Origin of the sequence: Pseudoflavitalea rhizosphaerae, assembly GCF_003991355.1 — a bacterium.
Taxonomy (GTDB): Bacteria; Bacteroidota; Bacteroidia; order Chitinophagales; family Chitinophagaceae; genus Pseudobacter; species Pseudobacter rhizosphaerae.
In genome coordinates, this window is record NZ_RCSU01000001.1 from 586,920 (window position 1) to 600,230 (window position 13,311).

Annotated in this window: 9 protein-coding genes; all 9 read right to left on the reverse strand. The window is 47.2% G+C overall.

What is annotated here, in order from left to right:
- Window positions 1–140: 140 nt before the first annotated feature.
- Window positions 141–1,442: a MutS-related protein gene (locus tag D9Y29_RS02140; protein ID WP_127124784.1), complete on the reverse strand. Its 1,302-nt coding sequence runs from the start codon at window positions 1,440–1,442 to the stop codon at window positions 141–143.
- 6 nt (window positions 1,443–1,448) lie between these two features.
- Window positions 1,449–3,767, reverse strand: coding sequence for an ABC transporter permease subunit (locus D9Y29_RS02145; protein WP_127124785.1), 2,319 nt, complete (start codon window positions 3,765–3,767; stop codon window positions 1,449–1,451).
- An 11-nt stretch (window positions 3,768–3,778) separates the two neighbouring features.
- Window positions 3,779–4,702: an ABC transporter ATP-binding protein gene (locus D9Y29_RS02150; RefSeq protein WP_127124786.1), complete on the reverse strand. Its 924-nt coding sequence runs from the start codon at window positions 4,700–4,702 to the stop codon at window positions 3,779–3,781.
- A 56-nt stretch (window positions 4,703–4,758) separates the two neighbouring features.
- Window positions 4,759–5,532 (reverse strand): DUF4397 domain-containing protein, encoded by a 774-nt coding sequence (locus D9Y29_RS02155; protein ID WP_127124787.1) that lies wholly within the window; start codon window positions 5,530–5,532, stop codon window positions 4,759–4,761.
- 42 nt (window positions 5,533–5,574) lie between these two features.
- Window positions 5,575–7,047, reverse strand: coding sequence for a RagB/SusD family nutrient uptake outer membrane protein (locus tag D9Y29_RS02160; RefSeq protein ID WP_127124788.1), 1,473 nt, complete (start codon window positions 7,045–7,047; stop codon window positions 5,575–5,577).
- A gap of 10 nt (window positions 7,048–7,057) precedes the next feature.
- The gene (locus D9Y29_RS02165; RefSeq protein WP_127124789.1) at window positions 7,058–10,444 is read right to left on the reverse strand and encodes a SusC/RagA family TonB-linked outer membrane protein; all 3,387 of its coding nucleotides are present in this window, start codon (window positions 10,442–10,444) and stop codon (window positions 7,058–7,060) included.
- A gap of 150 nt (window positions 10,445–10,594) precedes the next feature.
- Window positions 10,595–11,776 (reverse strand): FecR family protein, encoded by a 1,182-nt coding sequence (locus D9Y29_RS02170; protein ID WP_127124790.1) that lies wholly within the window; start codon window positions 11,774–11,776, stop codon window positions 10,595–10,597.
- A gap of 64 nt (window positions 11,777–11,840) precedes the next feature.
- Window positions 11,841–12,458: an RNA polymerase sigma factor gene (locus tag D9Y29_RS02175; protein ID WP_127124791.1), complete on the reverse strand. Its 618-nt coding sequence runs from the start codon at window positions 12,456–12,458 to the stop codon at window positions 11,841–11,843.
- Window positions 12,459–12,550: 92 nt separating this feature from the next.
- Complete coding sequence (locus D9Y29_RS02180) at window positions 12,551–13,300, reverse strand: LytR/AlgR family response regulator transcription factor (protein WP_127124792.1); 750 nt, start codon at window positions 13,298–13,300, stop codon at window positions 12,551–12,553.
- Between the last annotated feature and the right edge of the window lie 11 nt (window positions 13,301–13,311).

The following is a 13,311-nucleotide window of genomic DNA, read 5'->3' on the forward strand; positions in this document are numbered from 1 at the left end:
ATTATTTTATCAGCGTGTGCCCAGTCGCTCGCCTCCGGCGAGTGACTTTTATTGGTTCGCCTCCGGCGAATACTATGTCGCCGGAGGCGACAAAATAGTGGTCACTCGCCAGAGGCGAGCGACTGCTGCACCCTGAAGATTTATTGGACTGCGCGTTTGCGGCCATGCTCCAGTGTTTCAAGAATACCTTCATTGCGGATGATGATCATACCATGCCGATCGGCTGTAATGCCGGTTTCCAATTTATAGGTATACTCCGGAGTAATCCCCTTCATCCTGGTGGGCAGGTATTGAAATCCTACAGAAGGATGCTTCGATAATTGTTCTCCGGCTTCCACTATATGGGAAGAAATAACAAACAGGCTGTTCTTCCTTCCGGCAAAGGCCAAACTGACCGCCACTGTTGCTTCATGTGCATCTTTTACATTCGTACCGCGGAACAATTCATCAAAAACAATGAAAAGCGATTTGCCCATGGCCAGCTCTGAAGCCACTTTTTTTACCCTCAGCACTTCAGCATAGAAATGACTGGCCCCGATCCCCAGGTTATCAGGCAGGTTCACCGTGGTATAAATGCCATCCATAACCGAAAACTCTATTGCCGCTGCCGCCACGGGGAATCCCATATGTGCAACATACAAAGCCGTACTCAGCGAACGAAGAAAGGTGGATTTCCCTGCCATATTTGCGCCGGTGAGGAAGATGAGGTTCTTCTCCGGATGCAGCGATACATCATTTGCTACGGGGTTTGTCAAACCCGGATGATACACGCCTTTCACTTTCAGGATGGCCTGCCCTTTCTCCAGGGCCTTCGCGAATACATATTTTCTTTCCCTCGCCACCCTGGCTACGGACAGGTATACATCCAGGTTATAGATGAACGTTAGTAATTTTTCGATCTTGGCCTTTTCCCGCACCCTGAATAGCAGGTCGTAGGCAGTGACGGCGCCAAATGCGATCCTGCTTTTCGCTTTTTCCCGGAATACGGGCTCAAAAGCCGCGTCTGTGAGGAGTTCTATGATTTTGATCCTTTCTGGCTGCCAGGCCTCGTTGGCAAGTACTTCCGTTCTTTCCACGAAAGCGCTGACCAGTTGCATCAATTCAATTACCGACATTACACCATTGGCTACGTCTTTCTCACTCAAAACTGATTGTGAACCGGCTTGTTTTCCCTGATCATCAGCCACCAGGTATTTCTCCGCCATGTCGAATATGGCAGCTCCGAAAGGGAATGGTATATTCTTTTCAGCAAAATGTTTGATAATGCTGCTTCTGGTATTGATCATTTTCATATCGGAAAGCGGCGTGCGGAACATTTGTTCCAATACTACCTGTCCTCCGCGGGTATGGGTTTGATTGTACAGGTCATAAATTCCACCCTGCTCACGTTTTCCGAAGATCCGGATATCCTCGATCGTTTGTTCGTCTGTATACAGGTTCATGATTTTTTATTGGCGTTTACGGCGTACGAGCAATATGATTCCTGTCAACAATATTATTCCCGGCAACACATACACGAACATGATATGCATCATTTCTGCAGTTGAGGGAGTAATGGTCAGCAAATTGTCTTTATGGGGTTCCGCGGGCGTGTACACCGGAAACCTGTTGGCGTCGAGCCAGCTGTAAGTGGCGCGCACCAGCTGATTTCCACCAACCCGGAGATTACTCATGAAGTCGGCATCCCCGGCTATTAAAATCCGTTGCTCCCTGTTGTTCACTTTTCTGGTGAGGGCTACAGCGCTATTGAATTCATCCATCCGGAAATCCCCTTCCTGCGCATTGAACACGGGCGCTGACGAATCGGTGACCAGCGTACCCATTTTAACCCAGGTATTTCTGCCGGCATGCGTCAACACCGGATGAACGGCAAATGCACCGGAATCGATACTTGCAATACCTGAAACACCGGGCATAAGCACTCTTACAGTATCCCAATTATTACGCAGGAACAGCAACATCTGCTCTTCCGCCAGCCCGGCTGTGAACCTGGAATAGAATGGCATGGTATGATGAGGCATTTCATAACTGGTAACCTCCACCAGGGTCCCATCCATGATTTTTACGCCCATTTGCGCCAGTACAGGGTTCAGCACCTGTTGTTTGCCCGGTTCGCCCAATACAATCATATTCCCCCCGGCATCCACATATTTCCTGATCTTATCCTTTACCGTACCGGAAAGCATCACTTTGGGATCAGCCAGTACCAGCATACTGGCATCTGCAGGTATACCACTCGTTTCCAGGGAAACCGAATCCACATCAAAACCAAGGTTGATCAGCGCCTCACGGTTGATCTTATCGATGGTATGGCTATAATATTCACGCTCCCCTGACTTATAAATATTTCTTTCCAGGTTACCTGTGGTATAGTAAACCTTGCTCTTCTCATTGGTGGTCAAATGCGTGAGCACTGCTGCAATATTGCTTTGATCAGGCCAGAACCGGGTATCCGGGAAGGTCCTGAGAATAGCAGAACGGCCTTTGTATTTCACTACCATCACCAGCCTCTTCATTTCATCTGTCAGGCCCGGAACGTCATTAAGAAGGCCGGGCTTTTTAAACCTGTTTACACTGATCTCATAAAAGCCAGCCATTTCTTTCGCAATCTCATGGATATTCTTTCCCGGAAAATTCCTGAACATGGCGCTGTCGCCTTTCGTAATATCATAGTAGTACTCATACTTCAGTTTGATATTTGGTTTGAAGCGGATATATTTTTCCCAGAGCGTCCACAAATATGTATTCCGGGCTTCGGGTAATCCCATGTCAATTCCATCTCCGAGAAGATTCGCATACAGGGTCACTTCTATCGGCTCGTCCCCCATATCTTTCAGGATCTGCTGTAGTTTCGGATGAATAGTATTTTCCTGGGTGGCCGTTGTATCCAGGTAACCGATCAATCCTGGTCTGGATGTAATATATCCGATCATAAGTGCCACAATCAATACTGTTACATACCTGCCTGCTTTCACAAACCAGGGCTTCGATTCCCTGGTCCCTTTCAACTTGAGCAGTGTAAAAGACAGGAACAGCCCAACTATCACGATAAAATATGCAAGATCACTGGTGGTAACAAGCCCCTTTAGCATTTTTGTTGTTCTGCCGGTAATAGAAAGGAAATAGGTCAGGTCACGAACAAAATCATAACGCTGCCAGAGCCCGCCGATATGACTCAGAATAAACACTACCGTGAAACTGGCTACAGCCGCTACTATCTGGTAATTGGTGAGGCTAGACATGAACATGCCGATGGCAGTATAAGCACACATCAGCAGATAGAACCCCAGCGCGGAAGAGAGCAGAATGCCAACATCAGTAGAAACGATACTGGCTCCCCCTGCAATCATAAAAATCCCCAGCACACACAGCAATATCAGGTTATAGATCATAATAGCGATGTATTTGCCGAATACGATTTGCCGCAGTTTTACAGGTGAGGAATAAAGCAGTTTCACCGTTCCTGTATTCACTTCCCGGCTGATCAGCCCCATCGTCAACAGGGGAACAAAGAGAAAAAGATTCTCCAGTACGTTGGAAAAAATCCCGTCTTTATCCAGGAACAATAATTGTGTAAGTGATCGTCCGAAATCCTTGAACAATGGGTTATTCCGCTGCGCCAGGTCCTGGTACTTCGATATCATTAGCAGCGGCTTTGTAAAAAAGATAGCCCCCTGCACCGTGAATGCGATGGTGAGGAACCATGCCACGGGAGAATAGAAAAGATTGCGAAGCTCGGTCTTCGCTATACTAAGCGTTTTTTTCATACGGTTACAGATTAATTGGGGGATTTTGAGAGTTGTTTGAAGATATCATCCAGCAGGCCTTTCTCCAGGTGGATCTCCTGAAGATTCCAACCCAACTGCACACTGGCCTTTACAATTTTTTCCGTGACGGTCTTATCTCCATCGAACCAGATCCTGACCTGCCCATTGCTGATGTATTCCATCCTGGAAATGCCAGTTACCTGCTGCAGCTCCGGTATGGATGGAGGATTTTCAAACCGCACCAGCAATGTATTCGGTTGTGCATAATTGTTAAAGGCATCCATTGAATCAGAAAAAATGATCCTGCCAGCTTCGATCATAATGATCTCCCTGCAGAGCAACTGTATCTCCGATAGAATATGGGAAGACAGCAGCACTGTATGGTCAATGGCAATTTCCCTGATGAGTTTCCTTGCTTCAATCAGTTGATTGGGGTCAAGGCCATTGGTAGGTTCATCCATTACTACCAGCTTGGGTTTGTGCACGATAGCCTGCGCAATGCCTACACGCTGTTTGTATCCGCCGGAAAGATTACCGATCAGTCTTCTGCTGAAATGTGTAATACCTACCCGTTCCTTCGCTTCATCAACAGCCGCCCTCAGTTTTGATTTTTCAACTGACCTTAATTTTGCTGCATAGGTGAGGTATTCGTCCACGGTGAGGTCTGTATACACGGGAGGTTGCTGCGGAAGGAAACCGATATTGGCTTTAGCATTTTCCGGATCTTTCCTGGTATCACTGCCATTGATGTATACGGTGCCTTCAGTTTGGTTCAGCACGCCGCAGAGAATATTCATGGTGGTGGATTTGCCCGCTCCGTTTGAGCCCAACAATCCGATCACCCCGGTTTGGCTAATCTCTATATTTATGTCACGGATCGCCCAGGAGCTGCTGTATTTGTGCGACAGCCGCTCAATTTTCAATATACTGCTCATAAAGATGCTTGATTATTTAGATAGGTAAAACGCCGGACCTCTACCTCCGGCAGGTTTTAATTTGGACTGTAAGATTCATACAGGGCAACGGTTTGCGATGAAGGAACATCTGTTGCACCCATCAGAACAATAGTAAGGTTGCGGTATCGTCTCCTGTTAGGCTGTAAATTTGTTCCGGAAGCATCGATATCAGCCAGTGTATAAGTTTGCAGCACATCGCCGGTAGCCGCATCCCTGAACTCGAACACGTAACTGCTTACCCCGGCATTGGCTTCATATTTTGTGAATGGTGTTACCCGCTTGTAAGCAAGGGAAGCTTGCTCTGACCCATTTGGTTCTCCCTGCACATTGATGCTAACAGGTCCGGCTCCTTTCAACAGGTTCACAAAGCGTATACCCATGGTGCTGTCTTCCACCGGATGCGAAAGCGGCATATCAGTAGTAAAAAGCGTATCGGGTTCTGTGATGGTGCCCGCCAGGAAAAGCGTATTCATCGTACCCGGCTTCAGGTCAAGAATCACTTTAATTACCGGGCTGCTATGCACGGTGGTATCCGGATAGCGGTAAACAGCCAAAGGCTGTAAACCGCTATAGGAACCGGATTGATTGAATACAGAGTACGTGGCGTAATTGATCTTCATGGCTGCTGTATAACTTTGCAAAGGTTGTCCTCCGCTGAAATTAGGTACCAGGTAGGGAGTGCTGCCCACCATTCCGTTAACCAGTGTAAGAGAGGCTGCTCCGGTAACTGTTTTTTCCTTGGAGCAGGAAGTAATGATCAGCAGGAGAAATAACCCTGATATATATGCGAATAATTTTTCTTTTTTCATAACCGCGAATTTTATTAGATCACAGGAGATGAGCGTCATTCTTTAATAACCCTTATTTTGTTTGAGTGCGGAATTCACTCTCAGCTCTGAAGGTGGGATTGGATACAATAGCTGGTCATCTCCCTTCCAGGGTTGTTTCAATGGGATCTGGGAAAGCAGTGATGCAGCCTTACCGGTACGTTTGAGGTCCAGCCAGCGATGGCCCCATTCTGCAAATAATTCCGTTTGTCTTTCCTTTTCAACGGCTGCTTTTACCTGTTGTTCCGTTAATCCTTCAGGTAGCAGGTCTATATCAGCCCTTTGCCGGACCTTATTGAGATCATCGATAGCGGCAGCCGGACCGCCGCCTGCCCCATTGGCCTGTGCTTCTGCATGGATCAGGTACATTTCTGCAAGGCGGAGCCCCGTGTAATATTCGGAAGGGTCCATGCCCGGCACAGAATTGTGTAAGCCCAGTTTGTATTTATGGGGGAACCAGGTGATGCCCGGTGGCATTCCTGATACAGTAGAATTATCTGTTTGGTCAATCCATTGTATCCTGCGTTTATCGTTCGGCTCAAAAGCATCCAGCAATTGATCTGTTATGCAATAGAATGCCGGGCCGGTCCCCCAGGGAGACGGGATGAATGCATTACCTTCCTTTGTGGCATTTCTCGTGATAGGATGATCTGTTGTCTGCTTCAGTTGCCAGATAGCTTCCTTACTGGTGGGAGCAAATACATTATCGAGGTTATCTTCAAGATCAAACAATCCCTGTTGATCGATCACAGCCCTGGCTTCGATCAGCGCCTGCGGATAGTTTTTCAGATAAAGATGAACGCGGGCCAGTAAAGCGGTGGCCGCCCATTTATTTGGACGGATCCTTTCCTGCAAAGGACCGGAAGCTGAATAGTCTTCCGGTAATGCAGACTGTGCAGCATTCAGATCATCGATGATCTGGTTGTACACTTCCTGCTGCGGTGTCCTGGGCATCCGCTGGGTTTTATTGAAATCCACCGTCAGGGCCAGCGGCACATCACCAAACAAATTGGTAAGGTAGAAGAAGGAAAAAGCGCGGATGAATTTAGCTTCGCCTGTCAATCTTTTTCTTGCATGCGCACTAAGCGTGGAAGCTTCTGATTCCTCTATCCCTTCGATGATTGAATTGGCCTGGTAAATGATATTGTAAGCAGACACCCAAATCTCTTTTGTAGGGACATTGTCTGCAAGCAGGTTATTGGTGTTGACCTGGAAATAAGAAGCGGATACTGCGCCATAATACGCATACAGCTCATCAGCAGAAAGGCCTCCTGCAATAGAAACGCCACCATTGCTGAAATAGTTATCGGAATTCACCATCAGAGAGTACATGGCGGCAGCGGCCATTTCAGCCTGGTCGTCCGAACTGAAAACATCTTTTGTAGTGATGCTATTGATAGGGTCCTGCACTTCCAGTAATTTCTTACAGGAAAAACTGCATAAACAGCAAAGGAGCCCGATGAATACAACCGCTATCTTTTTTATGAACCTGAACATAAGTGACGGTTTAAAAGTTGAGAGAAATGCCAGATGCAATGGTCAGCGGCATGGGCAGCGCACTGAAAAGGGAACCGGGGTCCAGTCCTTTGTACCTGGTGATGGTGAACAAATTTTGCAGGGTCAGGAAAACGGAGCAACTATGAAGGCCCGCCCGCCTGCTGAGCTTATCCGGCAAACTGTAATTGATGTTTACATTATTCAACCTGAGGAAGGACGCATCCGTATAGGCTCCGGTAGAATTGCTGAACTGGATATCGCTATTGGAAGTAAGCGAAGTTAGCCGCGGGTATGCTGCAATGTCTCCAGGTTTTTTCCAGCGCCCTTCATAGACTTCCACCGGTATATTTCCCATCACTCCTCCCCATCCTGTGAAGGCAGCCACTCCAAGCCCCTTTGTATAATTGAAGCTCAAGCTGAGATCCAGGCGCTTATAACTTAGCTGAACACCTGCCCCGCCATTGAAATCCGGGTTGAGGTCAACGGGTACATAACGGTCATCCGAACCCGAACCCGGAGGCCGGCTGTTATTGATGGAGATCATTCCATCATGATTGAAGTCGGCATAACTGCGCTGCCCGTCAAGCGGGTTGATGCCCAGGTAATTCAGCAGGTATACTGCATTGAGGGATTCTCCCACTTTGAATATATTGTAAAAAGGAGAGAACTCGAAGTCAGGATAGGAAACCAGTTTGTTCCTGGTAAAACCCAGGTTGAAATTGGCAGAGAGCCTGAAATCCTTTCCCTGGATGATATTGCCTCTCAGATTGAATTCCCATCCTGTATTCAGCACATTGGCGGGAGAATTGGCGGTTACAGAAGTGAAGCCTGTATAAGCTGGGGTAGGCATACCCGTTATCTGGTTGTCACTGTTGTTCCTGAAATAACTAACAGAAAGATTGATCAGGTCTTTCATGAACCAGAGATCGATATCCGCTCCCATTTTTTTATTCGTGGACCATTGATATATCTGGTTCACGGCCTGGAATGGAGCCAGCGGTGTTACATTATTGTAATTAAAAGAATTGTATGGCACCGTCCAGCGGGTCATATGATCATAGGCGCCTGCACCACGGCCGCCTGTGATGCCGTAATTGGTAGCCAGTTTCACAGTACTTATCCAGGCGGGCATGAACTTCTTCACCCATGGCTCTTCCGTTGCAATCCAGGCAAGTCCTGCCGACCCGAAAGTTCCGTACTGCCTTCCCGGACCAAATGTGGAGGACCCTGATCTGTTACCAGTGATATTCAGGATGTATTTGTTTTCCCAGATATACCTCACGCTTCCATGAACATCCAGGTATCTTTCCTGTGAGAAATCATCCTGGTTACTGGTAAAGGGGGCAAAACTGATGGACGAAAGAAGCCCGTCGTTCGTATACCCAAATCCACTGGTGGTTTGCGCGTTGGTAGCGGAATTCTGCAATGTACCTCCCAGTAATACTTCCAATCTTCCGTTACCGATAAATTTCGTGTAAGTAAGCTCCGGGTCCACATTCCAGTTATTGAGTCTTGTGCTGCCCAGGATCAGGGTACCCATGGGTGATAATAAAGGGTTTTGCGATGCAATGGAAATAACAGAATTGTTATTATTGTGCATGATATTGTAGCCTGCACGGATACCAACAACCAACCCTTTCATCACAGTATAATTCAAACCAATGCCACTGGTCAGAAAATTGGAACCGGATACGGAAGGGTTCAGTACTGCTCCGAAAGGAAAAAGATAACCGATCCCTGCTGCATTCCAGTCTTTATAATTAAGTCGCGAATCTTCATCGTATACCGCCGGTGCATTGGGAGGCAAGGTGGTTAAACCAGGCATCGGGATGGAGTTCACGGAAGTATAAGCGTAATTAGCCGAGAATGAAATATTCAGTTTCTGGTCCTGGCTCTTATGATTGAGGCTCATGGTTACATTGAAACGTTTATTGGAACCATTGAGCGTGGTGATCTCTTTGCCGTTATCAAAATTACCTGCCAGTCTGAAACTGGTACGGTCATCGCCTCCGGCCAGGGAAACCCCGGCAGCAGTTTGCTGTGCTGTTCCCCACAGTTCATCCTGCCAGTTGGTGTAACGGTTGTTATCGAAACCGAGAATATCCGGGGCAGACGCAAGTGACAAACTGATACCATCATTCTTCAATGCTTCCCTGCGCATATCCAGGTACTGACGGGTATCCAGCATTTTCCAGCGCCTGTTAACCACACTAATATCCTGCCTGAGGTAAAGATCAAGTTTCGTTTTACCTGGCTTTCCCTTTTTAGTGGTGATCAACACCACCCCATTGGCGCCTCTCGATCCATAAATGGAAGTGGCATCGGCATCTTTCAATACGGTAATACTTTCTATATCCCGTGGATTAATGCTGAACAAAGGGCTCTGTCCTCCTGTAACAGCACTGATCCCCGCCTGTACAAAACCTGGTGAACCACGTTCATAACTGGCGTTGGTGGTGGTGTTGGTCATATTGAGTACAATCAGCGGCACGCCATCTATAACATATAACGGATCAGAAACGATATTCGGATTAAGTGTATTCCTTCCCCTGATCTCGATCTTTACAGGAGAGCTTGCGTATCCTTTCGTTGGCGTGACGGTCATTCCGGGCACCCTGCCCTGCAATGCCAGCAACGGGTTCATTACCGGTTGTTTGCTGATCTCTTCACCGGAAACCTTGATGATATTTCCAGTAGCAAACCGGGTGCTTGTTTTTCCATATCCTCTCACTACTTCTTCATCGAGCATACTGATGGCAAGCGGCAATCGGATCACAATGGTTCCCATATCTTCCTTTATCAGCATCTCTCTGGAAGAATACCCTATAAAGCTGAACACCAGCACACTATTCACCGGGATTGCAGGTATATTGAACTGACCTCTCACATTGGTGATCACACTTTTTCCGGTCGACTTTACAGTAACGGAAGCTTCAGAGAGCGGCTGATTGTTCTCTCCGAATACCACGCCTTCAACAGCCATCATCTTTACTACCGGTGTGGTATCAGCGAAAACAGGTGGAGGCAACGACTGTTTCCTGGAAATAACGATGGTCTTTTTCTGGAACAGGTAACGGAAGGGTTGATCTTCCATCAGTTTCAGCAGGAATTTTTCCAGTGGCAGATCCACCGCATTGATGGTAACCGGCCTTGCAATTTTCAATAAGTCTTCATCGAAAAAGAATACATAACCCGTTTGTTTTTCAACCGAATTGAAAACTTTTTCGATCGGGATGTCCTTTCCGGAAAAACTGACAGTTTGAGAGTGAGCGCCGGCGGCGGCCTGCAGGCATACGCACAGCAATAAGATGGAAGTGAATTGCATCACTAGCAGCGTTTTGGTGAAGCAACGGCGCCCCCATAGGGCTGACCTTGCAATCAGATCCTTAAAATGCATACTTTTGCATGGTTTGGGTGATTGAATGACGTACCTGGCGGTATGTTGATATTCAGGTTACCCAAGCTCTTTCCGGAAGTGGTCCAACACTTCCGGTTTTCATTTGGACAACCTTTTATGTTCAGCCCCTCAGGGCATTTTTTTTTGATACTATTTTGTAACAACCAATGTTCTTCCTTCTATCCTGAATTTCACGCCCACTTCCTGCAAGATCACCAGCACCTGCGACAGGTTCAGGTCTTTTGTGATCTTTCCCCGGAATGAACGGTCGGGGACTTCTCCTTCAAACTTCACGTCGATATCGTACCATCGTGATAACTGCCTCAACACAGCAGAGAGATTGGTATGATTGAAATTGAACTGTCCGTTTTTCCAGGCTATTACCTGTTCAAGATCCACTCCTTTCTCTACTGTAATTCCGGCTCCCTGCATACGCGCCTGCTGACCGGGCTGCAATACAACTTCTTCTCCTTTCCTGCTGTCTGATCTCACCTTCACGGCGCCTTCCAGCAATGTGGTATTCTGCGTGTATTCGTCGGGATAGGCATTCACGTTGAAACTGGTGCCCAGCACCTGGATGGTTTGTCCGGATGACCTGACAAGAAAAGGTTTCCTTTCATCCCCGGCCACTTCAAAATACACTTCACCGGTGATGTCCACCATCCTGCTGTCGCCCGCAAATGATACCGGGAAACGAATGGAAGACAGTGCATTCAGCCAAACCTTTGTGCCATCAGACAATGTCAGCGCCGCCGATTGTTGTCCAACTGCCGTGGAAAGGGTATTATAGATCAGTACGGGAGTGGTATTGCCGGAATAGGTGATGGCGCCATTATTATTCGTCACATTCGTTTTCCCTTCCAGCGCCAGTTCCCCGGTTGATGAGCTATCGAGAACAATCCGGCGGCCATCCGAGAGCGTTAGTATAGCGCTGGTAGTGCCTGGCAAAGCATCATTCTTCAATTCAGTACTGACAATTTTTGTTGCCGACTTTTGTTGCTGGTACAGGAAATATCCTCCAGCCCCTATCAATAACAGCACCGCTGCAGCCCATCCCCATCTGAAACGGCGTACCAGCGGCACAATGGCGCCTTCCGTTTTTTTATCTTCCTCCAGTAGTTGAACGGCCTGTTGCAGCTTCTCCATTACTTCAGCTGGCATTTCCGGATAGCCCGCATGAAAACTTTGCAGGGAGCGGCATTCAGACAGCAGTGAATGAAAAGTGGCAGCGTCTGCATCACTATACCATTGCAGGAATAAGATCTCGTCCTCTTCTGACAGCGTACCGGCAGAATATCCTTCTATGAGCGATATGATTTTTTCCTTTTCCATAACAGGTTAACCATATTACTGACAACCGGGGAATGAAAACAGACACCCCCGGATGAATATTTTTTTAATAAAAGAATAATAAAAGAAGGAACATCATATCTCCCGCATGCAATCTGATGTATTCCTTCACAAAGTCCATGGCGGCATACAGGTGTTTCTTTACAGCGGAAACACTGATGCCCAGCGTTGCGCCGATCTCCTCCAGCGTAAGCCGCTCCTGGGTTTTCAATAAGAAAATTCGCCGTTTCTGCTCAGTTAATAAACTGATAGCCTTCTGTGCAGTTTGATAATACTGTTTGAATAATAATGCCTGGTCCGGCGAAGCCCCTGCATTGGAGATGGTTTGATCTGAAAGCGCCTGAACAATTTTTTGTCCTGTTTTCTTTCTTTTGAGCAGATTGAAGAGCAGATTTTTAGCCAGCACATATACATAATCCTCAAAGGAGCGTACCATACTTAATGTCTCCCTGGATTGCCAGACTTTCAGGAAAGCTTCATGGATCACTTCCTGCGCATCCTCCGTAGAACGCGCAATGAAAAAGAGCGAAGTGAATAAGCGTGGATAATAAAAAGTGTACAAGCTGCTAAACGCCTGCTGATCGCCCTCTGAAGCCTGCCTGATCAGCTTGTCTTCATCGGGGATTCGGTTTGAAGGGATGATATCAGGATGCTGCTGCGGCATGAAGCTGGTGAATGCGAGCAGGCAATATACAGATTTTGTGATAGAGTGATCTGTATATTCTCAAAACGGGCCGCTGCAAAATGAAGACAGGATCAACTTCCCTTACCAGCGCAAAGTCGCAGGAACTCGTCTTTTCTCCTGTTGGATACTTCAATGGTAGACTGATCGCTCATGGTTACGAAGCCTCCCTGCGTACGGCTATATTTCAGCATATGGTGAAGATTGATCAGGTGGGAATGATGCACCCTGAAAAAATCATGAGCACTCAACAGGTCTTCAAAGTATTTGAGTGTTCTGGACACCACGTATTTCTGACCGGAAGTATGATAGATAAAGGTATAATTGATGTCTGCCTGGCACCTGATGATATCAGCCACTTCCAAAAAGATATACCCGTCTGTTGTAGGCACACTTATCCTTTTGGGTTTCTGACCGGCAAGCACATGCGATAATAGTACATTCACCTTGCCTGACAGGGCTTCTTTTTCTACCTGAAGCATCGCCTTTTGCATGGCGGCTTCCAGTTCGGCAGCGGCCACGGGTTTCAACAGGTAGTCAATGGCGCTGAACCGGATAGCTTCAATGGCATATTGCTCATAGGCCGTGGAAAAGATCAGGCTGAAATCCCGGTAAGAGAGTTTGCGCAATATATCAAAACCCGTTTGATCTTTGAGTTGCACATCCAGGAACAGGATATCCGGCTGCAGCGTTTCTATTCCTTTAATGGCAGCATCTGCCTCCCGGAAGGAGGTAACAGAAGAGATCTTCCCGCTGAATTTTTCCAGCAAGTGTACAAGACTGTCTATGCAATGTTGTTCATCATCTACGATGGCTATTTTCATGTGCAGTTCCA